17 protein-coding genes, 3 riboswitches and 1 other annotated feature are annotated in these 16,887 nt (G+C 36.3%); of the genes, 15 read left to right on the forward strand and 2 right to left on the reverse strand.

Annotation, left to right across the window (positions count from 1 at the left end; genetic code table 11):
- The first annotated feature begins 92 nt into the window (after positions 1-92).
- From BTOYO_RS20400 to BTOYO_RS20455, 12 genes are all read left to right on the forward strand, one after another.
- On the forward strand, positions 93-488 hold the full coding sequence (locus BTOYO_RS20400) for a DUF3888 domain-containing protein (RefSeq protein WP_001228518.1): 396 nt from the start codon (positions 93-95) through the stop codon (positions 486-488).
- Between the two features lie 89 nt (positions 489-577).
- A riboswitch (Lysine riboswitch) is annotated at positions 578-759 on the forward strand.
- A 180-nt stretch (positions 760-939) separates the two neighbouring features.
- Positions 940-2,256, forward strand: a complete 1,317-nt coding sequence (lysA, locus tag BTOYO_RS20405; protein WP_000280670.1) for a diaminopimelate decarboxylase — start codon at positions 940-942, stop codon at positions 2,254-2,256.
- Positions 2,257-2,420: 164 nt separating this feature from the next.
- A riboswitch (SAM riboswitch) is annotated at positions 2,421-2,529 on the forward strand.
- A 73-nt stretch (positions 2,530-2,602) separates the two neighbouring features.
- Positions 2,603-2,746: a YezD family protein gene (locus BTOYO_RS20410; RefSeq protein ID WP_000116159.1), complete on the forward strand. Its 144-nt coding sequence runs from the start codon at positions 2,603-2,605 to the stop codon at positions 2,744-2,746.
- 86 nt (positions 2,747-2,832) lie between these two features.
- Positions 2,833-3,537 (forward strand): phosphoadenylyl-sulfate reductase, encoded by a 705-nt coding sequence (locus tag BTOYO_RS20415; RefSeq protein ID WP_000959007.1) that lies wholly within the window; start codon positions 2,833-2,835, stop codon positions 3,535-3,537.
- A 38-nt stretch (positions 3,538-3,575) separates the two neighbouring features.
- The gene (gene sat, locus BTOYO_RS20420) at positions 3,576-4,712 is read left to right on the forward strand and encodes a sulfate adenylyltransferase (RefSeq protein WP_000213327.1); all 1,137 of its coding nucleotides are present in this window, start codon (positions 3,576-3,578) and stop codon (positions 4,710-4,712) included.
- A 12-nt stretch (positions 4,713-4,724) separates the two neighbouring features.
- Entirely contained in the window at positions 4,725-5,336 is a 612-nt protein-coding gene (gene cysC, locus BTOYO_RS20425; RefSeq protein ID WP_000380522.1) for an adenylyl-sulfate kinase, read from the forward strand.
- Between the two features lie 92 nt (positions 5,337-5,428).
- Positions 5,429-7,051 (forward strand): nitrite/sulfite reductase, encoded by a 1,623-nt coding sequence (locus BTOYO_RS20430; RefSeq protein WP_000119600.1) that lies wholly within the window; start codon positions 5,429-5,431, stop codon positions 7,049-7,051.
- A gap of 10 nt (positions 7,052-7,061) precedes the next feature.
- A complete protein-coding gene (locus tag BTOYO_RS20435) occupies positions 7,062-7,262 on the forward strand; it encodes a DUF3906 family protein (RefSeq protein WP_000424930.1) in 201 nt (66 codons plus the stop codon).
- Between the two features lie 86 nt (positions 7,263-7,348).
- Positions 7,349-8,125, forward strand: a complete 777-nt coding sequence (gene cobA / locus BTOYO_RS20440) for a uroporphyrinogen-III C-methyltransferase (protein ID WP_000521277.1) — start codon at positions 7,349-7,351, stop codon at positions 8,123-8,125.
- A 1-nt stretch (position 8,126) separates the two neighbouring features.
- Positions 8,127-8,879, forward strand: a complete 753-nt coding sequence (locus BTOYO_RS20445; RefSeq protein WP_000644376.1) for a sirohydrochlorin chelatase — start codon at positions 8,127-8,129, stop codon at positions 8,877-8,879.
- Positions 8,854-9,471 (forward strand): NAD(P)-binding protein, encoded by a 618-nt coding sequence (locus tag BTOYO_RS20450; RefSeq protein WP_000283324.1) that lies wholly within the window; start codon positions 8,854-8,856, stop codon positions 9,469-9,471. The genes BTOYO_RS20445 and BTOYO_RS20450 overlap by 26 nt, the downstream gene beginning before the upstream one ends.
- A 61-nt stretch (positions 9,472-9,532) precedes the next feature.
- Positions 9,533-9,781 (forward strand) — a binding site (T-box leader).
- 111 nt (positions 9,782-9,892) lie between these two features.
- Positions 9,893-11,248, forward strand: a complete 1,356-nt coding sequence (locus BTOYO_RS20455; RefSeq protein ID WP_041488055.1) for a sodium-dependent transporter — start codon at positions 9,893-9,895, stop codon at positions 11,246-11,248.
- Between the two features lie 27 nt (positions 11,249-11,275).
- On the opposite strand, the gene BTOYO_RS27800 is transcribed toward BTOYO_RS20455, so the two are convergent.
- On the reverse strand, positions 11,276-11,440 hold the full coding sequence (locus tag BTOYO_RS27800; protein WP_000380940.1) for a hypothetical protein: 165 nt from the start codon (positions 11,438-11,440) through the stop codon (positions 11,276-11,278).
- Between the two features lie 101 nt (positions 11,441-11,541).
- Positions 11,542-12,810: a murein hydrolase activator EnvC family protein gene (locus tag BTOYO_RS20460; protein ID WP_000726073.1), complete on the reverse strand. Its 1,269-nt coding sequence runs from the start codon at positions 12,808-12,810 to the stop codon at positions 11,542-11,544.
- A 492-nt stretch (positions 12,811-13,302) separates the two neighbouring features.
- Here BTOYO_RS20460 and gltP point away from each other — a divergent pair, with 492 nt between their 5' ends.
- From gltP to BTOYO_RS20475, 3 genes are all read left to right on the forward strand, one after another.
- Positions 13,303-14,577 (forward strand): glutamate/aspartate:proton symporter GltP, encoded by a 1,275-nt coding sequence (gene gltP / locus BTOYO_RS20465; protein WP_000821124.1) that lies wholly within the window; start codon positions 13,303-13,305, stop codon positions 14,575-14,577.
- 70 nt (positions 14,578-14,647) lie between these two features.
- Positions 14,648-15,166 carry a ribonuclease FAU-1 family protein gene (locus tag BTOYO_RS20470; RefSeq protein WP_000824639.1) on the forward strand — a complete coding sequence of 173 codons (519 nt, stop codon included), beginning with the start codon at positions 14,648-14,650 and terminating at the stop codon, positions 15,164-15,166.
- A 120-nt stretch (positions 15,167-15,286) separates the two neighbouring features.
- Positions 15,287-15,392: riboswitch (SAM riboswitch) on the forward strand.
- Between the two features lie 94 nt (positions 15,393-15,486).
- Positions 15,487-16,803: a Na+/H+ antiporter NhaC family protein gene (locus BTOYO_RS20475; RefSeq protein ID WP_000665472.1), complete on the forward strand. Its 1,317-nt coding sequence runs from the start codon at positions 15,487-15,489 to the stop codon at positions 16,801-16,803.
- Positions 16,804-16,887 lie beyond the last annotated feature (84 nt).

Genomic DNA, 16,887 nt, shown 5'->3' on the forward strand with positions numbered 1-16,887 from the left:
GAGAAGTAGGAGACAATAAAATAGAATTTCTATGCGCGATTATTGTAATTCATTAAACATAGAAAGTATCGCGTAATGGTGCGGAGGTTATAATGCGAAAATTATTTTATCTTATAATGTGCAGTATTTTTATACTCTTTGCTTCACCGAGTGTATCAGTAGCTCAGTATGATGCACCTCTTATGGAAGATGCACTTTATTCTGTTTTATTTCCGAAAATAAATAAAGCAATTGAAAAACAATATGGGAGTTTGAAACCTTATCAATGTCCTAAAATTATTAGTTTAAAAAAAGTGTATAGTGGTACATATTTATTTCAAACGGTTATTGAAGTGACGAAGTACGAACAGATTGGTGGGAAAATTGTTCCACCATTTGAAAAAGTAACTATTACGTTTAATAATGAAGAAGGCGAATGGGAAGTAACGAAGATAATAGTAAAGCGCTTACCAAATGATACGAAATTAAACTGTAAAAAAACAATATAAAAAATTGTTTGACAAATAAAATGGTCCTTTGGTATTGTTAATAGCAACAATTAGATGTTTGAAAATTAAATAGACTTACCTCATCTACTCTCAAAGGTAGAGGCCGCGATAGGAAAGAGTAAGCTATGGGAGATTTAGTGGAATCTGTGACCATGGGTTGAAAGGGACTATTGCCGAAATATAAGAATAACCACCTTATTCATATATTGGGACTGCATTGAATAAATGTAGTACTGTCATAAGATTTATTTTATGGAGAGCTATTTGGAGATGTTGATGCGGTTTCTTATTTTGAGAAGATAACAACTTGTTTATTTTTTCAATATATATTTTTCCTAATAAGAAACGCGTGTGAACATTGTTCCGCGCGTTTTTTGTCTATCTAAAAGCGTGCTGCAATGAATAGAAGATTGGGGTTATGAGTTTTAGAGGAAATAAGGGAGGAATTCAAATGTATTTACACGGCACAAGCCGAATCAATGGGCAAGGACACTTAGAAATTGGAGGGTGCGATACGACGCAGCTAGCAAAACAATACGGAACACCACTTTATGTATACGATGAAGAGTCTATTCGAGGGAAATGTCGTGCGTTTCATCGTGCTTTTAAAGAAAGTGGTTTCTCTTATCAAGTAGCATATGCAAGCAAGGCGTTCTTGTGCATGGAGATGTGCCGAGTAGCTCGTGAAGAGAACATGTCATTAGATGTTGTTTCGGGTGGGGAATTATATACTGCGCTCCAAGCAGGATTTCCAGCATCACGTATTCATTTTCATGGAAACAATAAAACAGAAGAAGAGATAGTGATGGCTCTTCAGGCGAATATCGGTTGTTTTGTAGTAGATAATTTCTTGGAATTAGAAGTTTTACACGATTTAGCAATGCAACATGGGAAATTTGTAAACATATTAATTCGTGTAACGCCTGGAGTAGAGGCGCACACACATGAATATATTACGACAGGCCAAGAGGATTCAAAATTTGGATTTGGCGTTTCAAATGGTCAAGCGATGCAGGCAATTGGGCTTGCTTTACAAAAATCAAATTATAATGTGTTAGGGATTCATTCACATATCGGATCACAAATATTTGAAACGGCTGGTTTTGTTCGAGCGATTGAAGTTCTTCGTAAATTTTTGGAAGAGGTGAGAGAGCAAACGAACTATGTAGTAAAAGTATTAAATGTAGGCGGAGGATTTGGAATACGCTATACAGAGTCAGATACACCATTAACTCTTGAGACATATGTGCGAGCTGTAACAAGTGCAGTGAGAGAACAATTTACAGTATGTGAATATCCATTGCCAGAAATATGGGTTGAACCAGGCCGTAGTATTGTAGGTGATGCGGGAACGACAATTTATACAGTTGGATCTGTGAAAGAAATTCCTGGCATTCGGAAATATGTATCCGTCGATGGTGGAATGACAGATAACTTAAGACCGGCTTTATATAGCGCTCGTTACGAAGCGATGTTAGCGAATCGAGGAAATGATGAGAATGAGGAACTCGTTTCAATTGCTGGGAAATGCTGTGAGAGTGGAGATATGCTAATTTGGGATATTAATCTACCGAAAGTTGCTTCTTCTGATTTACTAGCAATTTCTTGTACGGGAGCATATGGGTACTCGATGGCGAATAATTATAATCGAATTCGGAGACCAGCCGTCGTCTTTGCGAAAGGTGGCACATCGCAAATTGTTGTGGAACGTGAAACGTACGAAAATATCATTGGGAACGATCGCATACGTATTAAAGAGCTTGTTTAAATAAGGAAAAGGAGTTGTTCGAATGGGCAATTCCTTTTTATAAAGTGAAACTATAATCAGTGGGGGGGGATTGCCCGCAAATAGCGGGATAAAATAAAATAATTAAAATATATCGGAAAACTAGGATTGAAAAAAATCAGAATTGTGATAAAATACAAATACAAAGCTTATCAAGAGAAGCGGAGGGAACTGGCCCGAAGAAGCTCGGCAACCTGCTTATAGAAAGCAAGGTGCTAAATCCAGCAAAATGGAATCCATTTTGAAAGATAAGGTAAAATATATTACCGAACAGTCTTTTCGAAATGGGAAAGATTTTTTTTATGAATAAAAAGGGGGGGCTGTTCGCGTGAGCGTACGGGAACATTTTGATGAAGTATCTGAGAAAATTCAAGCGATGCTTGCTGATATGAAATATGGTTCAATTACAATTGTGGTGCAAGATGGAAAAGTAATTCAATTAGAGAAAAGTGAAAAAGTACGTTTAAAGTGAAAAGCGCTGACTAGAAAAACTAGAGGCGGTTTTAATCTATTTTAATAGATTAAAACCGTCTTTTTGCTTTTACAGGGGGAAAAAACATGTTGACGTATGAAACGTGGGAAGAAAATCGTGTTTCATTTTCAGAGGAAGATGAAACGAAAGGCGCGCTATCCGTATTAAGTTGGGCTTATAAAGAATATAAAGATGAAATTGTATACGCGTGTAGCTTCGGAGTGGAAGGCATGGTTTTACTGCATCTTATAAACCAAGTAAATCCATCTGCTAAAGTTGTATTTTTGGATACAAATGTTCATTTTCAAGAAACGTATGAATTAATTCAAAAAGTAAGAGAACGATTTCCTTCATTAAATATTATAGAAAAACAGCCGGAACTTACACTCGATGAACAAGCGAAGTTGCACGGTGAGAAACTATGGGAAAGCAATCCGAATCTCTGTTGTAAGATTAGGAAGATTTTGCCGTTAGAAAAATCACTTACAGAGGAAAAAGCGTGGATATCGGGCTTAAGAAGGGAACAATCAGAAACGCGTAAGCATACAAAGTTTATAAATCAAGATCATCGTTTTCAATCTATTAAAGTTTGTCCGCTTATTCATTGGACGTGGAAAGAAGTATGGCGATATGTATACAAACATAACTTGCCATACAACCCATTACATGATATTGGATATCCAAGTATCGGGTGTGAGAAGTGTACGTTACCTGTAGGTGCCGGTGGTGATTCAAGAGATGGTAGGTGGACCGGGAAAATGAAAACCGAATGCGGTCTTCATTACCAATAAGATGTATCTTGAAATAAAGCTAAGAGGGGATATAGAAAATGACTACAAGAAACGAATTAATAAACCGTGTAGATGAGACATACGACGTATCACAAATTGAAAAAGAAATTGAATTAGACAACATTGCATTAAGTGATTTAGAACTGCTAGCGACAGGGGGATATAGTCCGCTTACTGGTTTTTTAGGGAAAAAAGACTATGATTCGGTCGTAGAAACGCTTCGTTTAGCAGATGGAAGCGTATGGAGTATACCGATTACATTGCCAGTAACAGAAGAAGTAGCAGAGGGACTGAAAGCTGGAGAGGAAGTAAAACTTGTTAATGATAGAAATATATATGGTGTCATTCAAATAGAAGATATTTTTGCACCTGATAAAGAAAAAGAAGCTTTACTTGTATATAAAACGACGGATGAGGCTCATCCAGGCGTGAAAAAATTATATGAACGACCAGATGTTTATGTTGGAGGAGCTATTACGCTTATAAAACGCTTGGAAAATAAGCAATTTCCTTCTTATCATTTAGACCCAATTGAAACGAGAGAAGAATTTAAAAAACGTGGCTGGAAAACAGTAGTTGGATTTCAAACGAGAAATCCGGTACATCGTGCCCATGAGTATATTCAAAAATCTGCTCTTGAAATTGTAGATGGTCTCTTTTTAAATCCGCTCGTTGGGGAAACAAAGTCAGATGATATTCCTGCTGATGTAAGGATGGAAAGCTACGAAGTGTTGCTTCAAAACTATTATCCGAAAAATCGTGTCTTTTTAGGTGTATTTCCTGCAGCGATGCGCTACGCAGGACCAAGGGAAGCGATATTTCATGCATTGGTAAGAAAGAATTTTGGGTGTACCCACTTTATTGTAGGACGTGATCATGCTGGGGTAGGAGACTATTACGGAACATACGAAGCGCAGGAAATCTTTACGAACTTTACAGTGGAAGAGTTAGGGATTACGCCGCTATTTTTTGAACATAGCTTTTACTGTACGAGATGTGAAGCGATGGCTTCAACGAAAACGTGTCCGCATGGAAAAGAGGACCGTGTCATTTTATCAGGTACAAAAGTAAGAGAAATGTTAAGAAATGGTGAGATTCCGCCAAGTACATTTAGTCGTAAAGAAGTAGTGGAAGTGTTAATTAAAGGTTTGAAAAAAGAAGTAGTAACAGAATAGGGAGAGAACGAGATGGATACGAATATTACTTGGCACACAGCTTCTGTTTCGAAAAATGAGAGAAGAGTGAAGAATGGGCATCATAGTTTTGTAATTTGGTTTACTGGTTTATCAGCTTCGGGTAAATCTACAGTAGCGAATGCGGTTGCTCGTAAACTATTTGAAAAGAATATTGGAAATTATGTGTTAGATGGGGATAATATTCGCCATGGTTTAAATAAAGACTTAGGTTTTTCTGAAAGTGATCGTATGGAGAATATAAGGCGTATTGGCGAAGTGGCGAAGCTATTTGTAGATCAAGGTACTGTTGTTCTTACAGCGTTCATTTCACCATTTCGAGTAGATCGAAAACAAGTTAGGGATCTATTAGCGGCAGATGAGTTTATAGAAGTGTTTGTAAAATGTCCAATTGAAGAGTGTGAAAAACGTGATCCAAAAGGGTTATACAAAAAAGCGAGACAAGGTGATATTAAAGATTTTACAGGTATTGATTCACCGTATGAGGAACCAGATCGAGCGGAATTAATTGTAGAAACGCACAAGTATTCTATTGAAGAATGTGCAGAACAAATCGTGAAGTACTTACAAGAGCGTAGTTTTGTCCCGTTGTTTGCTGGGAAGTAAAACGCCCACCTCAAAATTCGGCTGGAGCAGGCTGTAAATGCCCGATTGGTGAGGGTTGATTAAAGTTTCACTTTATATAGGGGGATTTAAAAATGAGTTATGAAAAAGTATGGGCTAATAATGAAAAATTAAATCAGACTGAGAAAAATAAATTAGCAAAAGATGGTTTGGAAATTTTTAATGATATTCCTTACTATGCGGAAAATGGATTCGAATCTATTCCGAAAGAAGAGTGGGACGCATTTAAATGGGCAGGATTGTATTTGCAAAGACCGAAAGAAGCTGGCTATTTTATGATGCGTGTAAATATTCCTTCAGGGATTATTACAAATGCGCAGGCGGAAGTGCTTGCTTCTATCGCTGAGGATTATGGACGTGATGTAATAGATATTACGACAAGACAGGCGATTCAGTTTCACTGGTTAGAAATTCAGCAAATGCCAGATATTTTTAAAAGATTAGCAAGAGTTGGGTTATCTTCAGCAGGGGCGTGTGGTGATATAACACGTAATATTACAGGTAATCCACTTGCAGGAATTGATGCGAATGAACTGTTTGATACAACGCATATTGTGAAGGAGGTATATGACTATTTCCAACATAATGAAGAGTTTTCTAACTTACCACGTAAATTTAAAATGTCTATTAGTTCTAACGTTTATAACTCGGCAAACGCAGAGATTAACTGTGTTGCATTTACACCTGCTACGAAAGAAATAGATGGTGAGAAAAAAGTTGGTTTTCATATAAAAGTAGGCGGTGGATTATCAGCCCGTCCATATTTAGCTGATGAATTAGATGTGTTCGTTTTACCAGAAGAAGTGAAGGCGGTAGCAATTGGGATTGCTACTATATTCCGTGATTTTGGATATCGCGAGAAACGTCATTTAGCTCGTTTGAAATTTCTTGTTGCAGACTGGGGAGCAGAGAAATTTAAAGAGAAACTAATAGAGTATACAGGACCATTGCAAAGTAAAGGAGAAAGTGCACTTAAAGGATGGAATGCAGGCTATTTTTATGGTGTTCAAGATCAAAAACAAGATGGATTAAAATATGTCGGTTTTAATGTGCCGGTAGGTCGTTTACATGCAAAAGAAATGTTTGAGATTGCAAGAATTGCAAAGCAGTATGGAAATGGACAAATTCGTACGTGTAACTCACAAAACTTCATCATTCCGAATGTTCCACCAGAAAATGTAACGGGTTTATTAAGTGAACCGTTGTTTGAAGCGATATCTGCAAGTCCGAAATCATTTATTGGTCATGCGGTTTCATGTACTGGTATTGAATATTGCAATCTTGCTCTAGTAGAAACGAAAGAAAGATTACGGAAAATTGCAGAATACTTAGATACAGAAATTGCACTTGATGTTCCAGTTCGAATTCATATGGTAGGATGCCCAAATTCATGTGGTCAACGTCAAATTGCTGACATCGGATTACAAGGGGTAAAAATGAAAACGAAGGAAAAAGGGATTGTTGAAGCATTTGAAATATATGTAGGTGGAACGTTGTTAGATGGCGGTGCCTATAATCAAAAGTTAAAAGGGAAAATAGATGGCGAGGATTTACCGGATGTACTCGCATCATTTATAAGTTATTTTAAAGAGAATAAGTTACCTGCCGAAACATTTTATGATTTTGTCGGACGTATCGGTGTAGATACATTGCAAATAGCTTTAAATAACGTGTTAGAAGAAGTAATAGCGTCTTAGGAGGGGCAATATGGAATTATATCGATTTGAAGCTGTGTTAGCGAATAATATCGTTCCGATTGTTGTTGTTGCTCAAAGTGAAGAGCAGGCATTTAAGCTTGCGGAGATTGAGCTTGAAAAGCATTTTTTACCGTTGCCAGAAGTAAAGGAAATCTCCTTATTTGAAAAAAAGAAGATTCGAAAAGGTGCGGCATTTGTTGTTCATGAGTAAATAACATTGAAATACGAACGTATACTAACTTCCATTCATGCATAAGGATGGAAGTTTCATTTTAATAGTAGAAATGAGGAGAGATGATGGGGAAGGTGTATATAGTTGGAGCGGGTCCTGGCGATCCGGATTTAATTACTGTTAAAGGATTGAAATGTATTGAGAAGGCAGATGTTATTTTATATGACCGTCTCGTGAATAAAGAATTGCTTTCATATGCAAAGCCTGAAGCGGATTTAATTTATTGCGGGAAACTCCCGAATTATCACACGATGAAGCAAGAGACAATTAACACATTTCTTATTAAATATGCGAAAAAAGGAAAAGTTGTAACGAGGTTAAAGGGCGGTGATCCATTTGTATTTGGTAGAGGGGGGGAAGAAGCTGAAGCGTTAGCAAAGCAGGGTGTACCATTTGAAATCGTTCCTGGAATTTCAGCTGGAATAGCTGCACCTGCTTATGCTGGTATTCCGGTGACGCATCGTGATGCAAGTGCGAGTTTTGCGGTTGTGACAGGGCATAGAAAAGAAGGTGCTGAAGAGGAAGTGAAGTGGGAAAATTTAGCGAAAGGTGTAGAGACCTTGGCAGTATATATGGGAGTTAGTAATTTGCCCTACATATGCGAACAACTTATGAAGCATGGAAAAGATAAAGGTACACCTGCTGCTATTATTGAACGGGGAACGACGTCTATGCAGCGTACAGTTGTCGGGACGTTAGGGACAATTGTAGATGTTGCGAGAAAAGAACAAATTCAAAATCCGAGTATGATTGTAATTGGAGAAGTTGTCCGTTTTAGAGAGAAAATTCATTGGTTTGAAAAACAAACGGAACAGACTTATCAAGTAAGCGGAGTGTTATAAAATGAAAGCCATCTTATATATATGTCATGGAAGTCGTTTGAGGGCAGCGAAAGAAGAGGCAATTCAATTTATTACGACATGTATGAGCCGTATAGAAGCGGCTATTCAAGAAGTTTGTTTTTTAGAGCTGGCGAATCCTTCTATTGAAGAAGGATTTCGTACATGTGCGAAGCGTGGTGCGACAGAGATTATTGCTATTCCTGTTTTCTTATTAGCAGCAGGCCATGTGAAGAATGATATTCCTTTTGAATTACAAAAGTTAAATAATCAATACCCTAATATTAAAGTGACGTATGGTAATCCGTTTGGTGTATCAGAGACGCTTATAAAGTCGGTATATAACGGAAGTGGTATTGAAGAATATAAAGATGAAGTAACACTTTTACTCGTTGCAAGGGGTAGTAGCGATCCTGAAACTTTACAAGATATAAATCGGATCGCTACTTTATTTCAAGCAGAAGAAAAAATTGCTAAAGTAGAAGTTTGTTTTTTAGCAGCTGCGGAGCCGAAATTTGAGGAGAAATTAAAGGAAGTTGTAGAGCGAAAAGAAGGGTGTATTATTGTATTACCTTATTTGTTATTTACAGGCTTACTTATGAAACATATTGAGAAAGAAGTGCGTCAATATGAGTTGGATGAGATAAAAATAAGTCCGTATTTAGGAAAAAATGAAGTGGTTCAAGATATGTTAATTCAGAAAACGAAGGAGTTATTGAAGGGAGATTCATATGTATCCACTTACAGTGCAAGTTAATAAGAAACGGGTTGTTGTCATTGGTGGAGGAAAAGTTGCCGGATTTAAAATAATTCCTTTACTCAAACAAGGTGCGGATATAGTAGTAGTAAGTCCAGAATTAGATGTAAATTTAGTGAAACTTGTGGAGGAGAAGAAAATTCGTTGGTATCAAAGAGAGTATGAAAAAAGTGATATTAAAGATGCTTTTTTAGTTGTTGCGGCGAGTAGTGATTCTATATTAAATGAACAAGTTGCTGAAGATGCTGCAAAGAATCAATTGGTAAATGTTATTACGAACCCGGAAAGTGGCAATGTTCACTTTCCGGCAGCGATTCATCGTGGGTTACTTAATATAGCGGTTTCTACCGGAGGAGCAAGTCCAAAACTCGCAAAAAAAATTCGAGATGATATCGCGAATAAATACGATGAAACATACGAAATATATTTAGATTTTTTATATGAAGTAAGGGTGAAGTTAAAAGACTTACAGTTAGAAAAGAAAGAACGGCATATATTACTACAAGAAGTATTGAAATCAGCATATGTGCAAAATGAGAGAAAAAGAGAACAGTTTTTACAAGAATTAGAGGAGAGAGTTCTAAAGAGATAAAAAGTAAATAGCGCTTTACAAGTATAAAAATATAATTTATAATCACAAGTAACTTCAATAGATGAAATCGATGAGCAAGAAGAGTACGTATATTTGATGCGTTCAGAGAGCTGGGGTAAGGTGTGAGCCCGGTACGATAAAATATACAGAATGGGCTTGCGAGAGGTATGTTGAACATTGTAGTAGGCAACCCGGGTTCCGCCGTTAAAAGGATAGAGTATCGGAATGATTCCTGTACTTGAACAAGTGGGATTTATCAGTCCAATTGAGGTGGTACCACGGTATTTACATTACATATATCGTCCTCTACATGCATATTTGCGTGTAGGGGACTTTTTTATTTTCTAAAGGAGGTGTGCGAGTATGAAATGAAAGTGTATAATTGTTAAAAGTTTAAATATTCAGAAAAGGGGAATTTATGATGAAAGAAACACAGCAATGGACGTCGAAAATAGGCTTTGTACTCGCAGCAGCCGGAGCAGCAGTAGGTCTTGGTGCGATATGGAAATTTCCATATGTTGCAGGTAATGGCGGGGGAGGCGCATTCTTCCTAGTCTTCTTACTATTAACTTTATTTATTGGGATGCCGCTATTACTAGCAGAATTTGTTATTGGTCGTAGTACACAAAAAGAGGCAGTTACAGCGTATAAAGTATTAGTGCCAAATAGTAAAGTATATCCTTGGATTGGTCGTATGGGAGTTGTAACATGTTTTAGTGTACTCTCTTTCTATAGTGTTGTAGGTGGATGGATTTTACTGTATTTATACTACAGTGTTACAGGTAGTTTCTGGAATGGTGTTGTCGATTATGCGAGTGTGTTTGGTGAGGCGATTTCAAATCCAGTAAGTGCGATTGGAGCGCAATTTATCTTTATGCTTTGTACTATTTTTGTCGTAAGTAAAGGTGTAGAGAAAGGTATAGAAAAGGCAAGTAAGTATATGATGCCATTATTATTTATTTTATTTATCGCGATTATTATTCGTGCGTTGACACTTGATGGTGCTTTTGCTGGAGTAGAGTTCTTCTTAAAACCTGACTTTTCAAAGCTTACAGCAGATACGATTTTATATGCGATGGGACAATCTTTCTTCTCACTAACAGTAGGTGCCTCGGTAATGGTAACGTATAGTTCGTATTTAAAGAAAGAAGAACATTTAGCGAAATCAGCAACATCTATTGTAAGTTTAACTGTTTTCGTTACAGTACTTGCGGGATTAGCGATTTTCCCAGCGATTTTCGCATTAGGAGTTAAACCGACGGAAGGACCGGGATTACTGTTTATCGTCCTTCCAGCCGTATTTGCAAAAATACTATTTGGACAATTTTTCTTTATTATGTTTTTAATTTTATTCTTCTTTGCGACTTTAACATCAGCTATTTCAATGCTTGAAATTGTAGTAGCATCTGTTGCGAAAGGTAATGAAAAGAAGCGTCCTTCAGCATCATTATTAATTGGTATTCTTATTTTTGCAGTTGGAATTCCGTCAGCATTATCGTTTGGAATTATGAGTGATGTGAAAATATTTGGGAAAACATTCTTTGATTTCGTTGACTTCTCGGTAAGTAATGTATTGCTGCCGCTAGGGGTACTAGCTATTTCGCTATTTGTACCAAATAAAATGAGTAAAGAGTTATTAATGAAAGAATTAGAAGTTACGGAAACGAAAGGGAAGACGTTATTTAACATTTGGTTCTTCTTGCTTCGTTATGTTATTCCAGTAACTGTAATTATCGTATTTTTAAATGCGATAGGCGTATTTAAAATGTTTGCATAAAAAAGACGGGGGTCCCCCGTCTTTTTTTTATGCTGACATTGATGAATGTAATAGACGATTATATGCTTTGTAGGCTGTAACGACTGCGATGAAAGAACCGATTAAAAACAATGCTGAGCCGCCAAATGTAAATAACCGGCCAATATACGTTTCTCTAGCTTCTTCTATTTTTTGTTGTAATTGTGTATCCATCTTTGATCACCCCGTAAACGATAGGCATTTAGTTATAGTCTATGTAGAATGCCTATAGTGTGTGAAGTGTAAAGAAAAAAACTCGGTATGCACCGAGTTTTTTATAATCCGATATATGAAGATGGATCAACTGCGTTTGTCTTGCCGACATTCCATTCTCCAAGGTGAAGTTCGAAGTGTAAATGTTGCCCGTATGATTGGCCAGTATTCCCCATGAATCCAAGTTGAGTGCCTTGTTTTACAGTTTGTCCATTTGATACAGAACGGCTACTCATATGTGCATATACTGTCGTGTATGTCTTTCCGTTTATACGGTGAGATAAGTACACAACATTTCCGTAACTAGATGAGAATTCCGAGCGGATAACTACACCATCTGCAGCAGCAATAATTGGAACCGTTCCCGAAGCGGCAATATCGATACCTTTATGGTTATCTAAAGAACGTGTACCAAACCCAGAAGTTTTTGATCCAGCTGCTGGTTTAATAAAGCCGCCAGTATTTGTATCGTGTGGCGGTGAAGCTGCTTGAGCTTTTTGAGCAGATGTAGTAGCTTGTTTAGCTTCTTCTGCCTTGCGGGCTTCCTCGGCTTTACGAGCCTCTTCTGCACGTTTTTCTTCTTCAATTGCTTTTTGAACAGCTTGACGCTGATTTTCTAAAATGCCTTTTGATTCTTCTAGTCCTTCAATCTCTGAATCTACTTTTGCTACTTTCGTATGTAGATCATTAATAAATGATTGTTGCTGTTGCTGGTTTGTTTGTAGCTCTTGTTGTTTTTGGATTAATCTTTGTTCGGCCTCTTTTAGTTGTTGTTCTTTTTTCTCAACAGCCTCTTTTTCTGTCGCCACAGCATTTTGATCGGTTGTTTGTTTTTTCACAATATCTGTATCATTGTTTAAAATTAAACTGACGGAGTACATATTATCAATAAGGTCAGCAATGTTTGCAGAGTTTGTTAATACCTCTGTAATGATGTTTGTACGTGGTTTTTCTTGCATAGATTGTAATCGTTGTTTAATAACTTCCTGACGTGTATCTATGTTTGTTTGTAATTGTTCTATATGTTTCTTTTTGTCAGCAATTACTTGTTGTGTTTTGCTAATTTCTTTTTTTGTATCGTTTAATTCAGCCTCGTTTTTATTAATAGAAGTAGTTAATTCGTCGATTTTTTTCTGTAAATCTTGGATTTCTTTTTCTATTTGTTCTTTCTCAGCTGATTTATTTTGTAAGTCATTTTGTTTGCCGTCTAATTCTGATTGTATATTCGATAATTTATCTTGATTTGTTTCAGCGTATACGGGTGAAAGTAATGGGGAAGCAAAAATCGTTCCTGCTGCTAAAACACTAAACGCTGCAAATTTCTTTTTCATGGTTGTCTGGCTCCTTTCCCTATGAATGTTATATATCATAAGAAGAAGTGTGTCTATCGTTGTAATCATAATGTAAAGAAAATTTTATAAAATTGCTAAGTTTTGTCGGAATTTATCATTTTTCAACAGTAATTGTCATGAAAGTTATATTTTTTTACATATGAAATAAAGGTATATTTAGGTATTTTTATAAAATAAAGGAATAAACAGGATTGTTGTATATAGCGAAAAATTATGTAGGGAGTCAATTAAACACTAGTAAGGAATCGTTCTCATGTTAGGTTTTCTGACATGGGTTTTATTTTTGTCAAGAAAATTATTTGCGTTCGGGAAAAGTTATTTTGTTGTCAGATTTAATTTTTTGATTTATGATTTTTAACAGGGACAAAATGTAGTGAATTGTCGAATAATATATAATACTCTTAATTTCTTAGTTTTATAGAGATAGAATGAGGGATAGAGTGATACATCGAAGAGGGGGTTACAACAAATATGAAAAGAATAGGACTTGCATGGCAAATATTAATAGGTCTTGCGTTAGGTATTGCAGTTGGTGCGATTTTCTTTGATAATCCAGCAGTTGCGAAGTACTTACAACCAATTGGTGATGTTTTCATCCGATTAATTAAAATGATCGTTGTACCGATTGTTGTAGCAAGTATTGTTGTTGGGGTTGCTGGTGTTGGCGATGTTAAGAAGTTAGGTCGACTAGGCGGAAAAACAATTATTTACTTTGAAATTATTACAACACTTGCAATTGTTGTTGGTCTATTAATAGCGAACATTTTCCAACCTGGAAAAGGCGTTGATATGGATAAGTTAACAAAAACAGATATTTCTAAATATACACATACGACAGAGCAAGTACAAAGTCATTCGTTTGCGGATACGTTTGTAAATATTGTTCCGACGAACATTATGAAATCATTAGCTGATGGTGATATGCTTGCTATTATTTTCTTCTCTGTATTATTTGGTTTAGGTGTAGCAGCAATTGGTGAACGTGGTAAACCAGTTCTACAATTTTTCCAAGGTGTAGCAGACGCAATGTTTTACGTAACGAACCAAGTTATGAAGTTTGCACCATTTGGTGTATTCGCATTAATTGGTGTTACAGTTTCTACATTCGGTTTAGCTTCATTAATTCCGTTAGGGAAATTACTAATTGTAGTATACGGAGCAATGATCTTCTTCGTTGTAGTTGTCTTAGGACTTACAGCGAAAATATTTGGAATTAACATTTTCCAATTCTTTAAGATTTTAAAAGACGAGCTGATCTTAGCGTATTCTACAGCAAGTTCAGAAACAGTTTTACCGAAAATCATGGAGAAAATGGAAAAGTTCGGTTGTCCGAAAGCAATTACATCTTTCGTTATTCCGACAGGTTATTCATTTAACTTAGATGGATCAACTTTATATCAAGCAATTGCGGCTATTTTCTTAGCACAAATGTACGGTATTGATTTATCTATTTCTCAACAAATTACATTATTACTTGTATTAATGGTTACATCAAAAGGTATCGCAGGTGTACCGGGCGTATCATTCGTTGTATTATTAGCAACGCTTGGTACAGTAGGTATTCCAGCAGAAGGTTTAGCCTTTATTGCAGGTATTGACCGTATTCTAGATATGGCTCGTACAGCAGTTAACGTTGTAGGTAACTCTTTAGCAGCTGTAGTTATGTCTAAGTGGGAAGGTCAATATGACGCTGAAAAAGGACAAGCCTATTTAAAAGAGATATCTGAAAAGGGTCAAGCAGCTTAATTATAATATGAACAAGCTCTCACATAATATATGTGGGAGCTTTTCTATATATAGAAGAGGAGCGGGCGTAATGAAACGTAAATATGGTGACGGTTCTTCGTGGAAGCGACTAATAGAGAAGGATTATATGGTTAAGCAAGTAGAAGAGGGCATGCTAGGAATACTGGACATAAAAAAGGTGAGAGAACCTAGTTATAAAGAATATGATGGTAAAGAAATTTGTGTCGCAGGTAATGAGTATACGTGGATTCAGTATTTCATAAAAGGGAAAAACTTTGCGATTACAGCTATGTTAGATAATAAGGGGAATTTAGTACAATATTATATTGATGTGACGAAAGAATACGAAATAGACGACCGGGGTTTACCGTATTTTGATGATTTATATTTAGATGTAGTGCTATTGCCGAATGGTAAGATGTATGTATTGGATGAAGATGAGTTAGAGGACGCTTATAAAAATGGTGATGTTACAAAGGAAGAATATGAATTAGCCTGGCAAACAACGAAATGGATCATGGAAGCCATAAACAATAGTGAATTTTATTGGATTTCAATATTAGATAAAGAAATCAAAAAGTTAAAATGATTGGTGTATTCATATTTTTGTATAATTACCAAAAAAATCTATACAAAAAATAATTGACTTTTGTTTTGTAAGCGAGTAAAGTTAGGGAAGAAATTATTATTAAAAAATAAATATGAAACCTTCTTATAAAGAGAGGCGGAGGGACTGGCCCTACGATGCCTCGGCAGCGGACTCGATTTTAGAGTGCTGTGCCAAATCCAGCAAGCATGTGCTTGAAAGATGAGAAGAGCGTTCCTTATAGATGTATAAGACCTCTTCTCGTTGGAAGAGGTCTTTTGTTATTCATTAAAAAAAGGTTGAAACTAGGGAGAGATGGTACTTTGAAAGAAACGAGAGGAAATGGTTTAGCTTTATTACCACTTGGGATATTTTTAGCGCTATTTATTGGTTCTGGAATTATTACGGGTGATTTCTATAAATTGCCGATACTTGTAGCGATTTCAATTGCTGTAGGAATTGCTTTGGTGATGAATCGTAAAGAAAGTTTTAATGTGAAAGTAGAAAGATTCGCTAAAGGTGCAGGAAATCCGGATATTATGATTATGGTATTAATTTTTGTACTTGCAGGTGCATTTTCTGAAACAGCAAAAGGAATGGGCGGAGTAGACTCAACTGTTAATTTAGCGTTAACTATTTTGCCACCAGGATTTATCGTAGCTGGAATTTTTGTTATAGGTGCGTTTATTTCATTAGCGATGGGAACTTCAATGGGAACAATTGCAGCGTTAGCACCGATTGCTGTAGGTATTAGTGGACAAACTGATATCTCAATTGCACTTACGATGGCTACTGTTGTTGGTGGAGCGATGTTTGGTGATAATTTATCATTTATTTCAGATACAACAATCGCAGCTGTTCGTTCGCAAGGAACAGAAATGAAAGATAAGTTTAAAACGAACTTTTTAATTGTATTGCCAGCTGCTATTATTACAATTGTACTATTAGTAATAATTACTTCAGGAAGTGATACGCAGGTTAAAGCTCATAGTTTTGATTGGATAAAGATTTTACCGTATGCAGGAGTACTTATTACCGCGCTACTTGGCTGGAATGTACTTATTGTGTTAACTGGTGGAACTGTATTATCTGGCGCTATCGGTCTTATAGATGGAAGTTACACGTTGGAGAGTTTCTTTAAAAGTGTAACGACTGGAATGGGCGGTATGATGGAGTTAGTATTACTTGCTATTTTAATCGGAGGTATGGTTGAACTAATTCAATATAATGGTGGGATTCAATATTTAATGAATCTTTTAACGCGTAATATTCGTTCGAAAAAAGGCGCAGAGTTCGGTATTGCTGGTTTAGTGAGTATGACGAATATGTGTACAGCGAATAATACGATTTCAATTATCTTTACAGGCCCGCTTGCGAAAAACATTGCAGATCAATATGAAATTGATCCCCGTAAATCAGCAAGTGTATTAGACCTTTTCTCATGTTGTGTGCAAGGATTAATTCCGTATGGTGCTCAAATGTTAACTGCGGCAGGGTTTGCTGCTTTATCTCCGATTGAACTGTTACCGTATGCATTTTATCCAATTTTAGTTGGGGTATGTGGAATTGTTTCGATTTTGATTGGATTTCCGAAGTTTTCGAAAGTGGCGGAGAAAAAAGAGTATCATAAAACAGCATAATTTAATATGAATGATAACTTTAGTAATTGAAACCGTGTAGAGAATATTCTCTGCACGGTTTTTTTATGTGTGGTAAAAGAGTGA

The organism is Bacillus toyonensis BCT-7112, from assembly GCF_000496285.1.
GTDB lineage: Bacteria > Bacillota > Bacilli > Bacillales > Bacillaceae_G > Bacillus_A > Bacillus_A toyonensis.

Excerpts from the sequence above, each read along its gene's own strand:
- BTOYO_RS20400 (WP_001228518.1), top strand. The coding sequence starts at position 93 with ATGCGAAAATTATTTTATCTTATAATGTGCAGTATTTTTATACTCTTT.
- lysA (WP_000280670.1), top strand. The coding sequence starts at position 940 with ATGTATTTACACGGCACAAGCCGAATCAATGGGCAAGGACACTTAGAA.
- BTOYO_RS20415 (WP_000959007.1), top strand. The coding sequence starts at position 2,833 with ATGTTGACGTATGAAACGTGGGAAGAAAATCGTGTTTCATTTTCAGAG.
- sat (WP_000213327.1), top strand. The coding sequence starts at position 3,576 with ATGACTACAAGAAACGAATTAATAAACCGTGTAGATGAGACATACGAC.
- cysC (WP_000380522.1), top strand. The coding sequence starts at position 4,725 with ATGGATACGAATATTACTTGGCACACAGCTTCTGTTTCGAAAAATGAG.
- BTOYO_RS20430 (WP_000119600.1), top strand. The coding sequence starts at position 5,429 with ATGAGTTATGAAAAAGTATGGGCTAATAATGAAAAATTAAATCAGACT.
- BTOYO_RS20435 (WP_000424930.1), top strand. The coding sequence starts at position 7,062 with ATGGAATTATATCGATTTGAAGCTGTGTTAGCGAATAATATCGTTCCG.
- cobA (WP_000521277.1), top strand. The coding sequence starts at position 7,349 with ATGGGGAAGGTGTATATAGTTGGAGCGGGTCCTGGCGATCCGGATTTA.
- BTOYO_RS20445 (WP_000644376.1), top strand. The coding sequence starts at position 8,127 with ATGAAAGCCATCTTATATATATGTCATGGAAGTCGTTTGAGGGCAGCG.
- BTOYO_RS20450 (WP_000283324.1), top strand. The coding sequence starts at position 8,854 with ATGTATCCACTTACAGTGCAAGTTAATAAGAAACGGGTTGTTGTCATT.
- BTOYO_RS20455 (WP_041488055.1), top strand. The coding sequence starts at position 9,893 with ATGAAAGAAACACAGCAATGGACGTCGAAAATAGGCTTTGTACTCGCA.
- BTOYO_RS27800 (WP_000380940.1), bottom strand. The coding sequence starts at position 11,440 with ATGGATACACAATTACAACAAAAAATAGAAGAAGCTAGAGAAACGTAT.
- BTOYO_RS20460 (WP_000726073.1), bottom strand. The coding sequence starts at position 12,810 with ATGAAAAAGAAATTTGCAGCGTTTAGTGTTTTAGCAGCAGGAACGATT.
- gltP (WP_000821124.1), top strand. The coding sequence starts at position 13,303 with ATGAAAAGAATAGGACTTGCATGGCAAATATTAATAGGTCTTGCGTTA.
- BTOYO_RS20470 (WP_000824639.1), top strand. The coding sequence starts at position 14,648 with ATGAAACGTAAATATGGTGACGGTTCTTCGTGGAAGCGACTAATAGAG.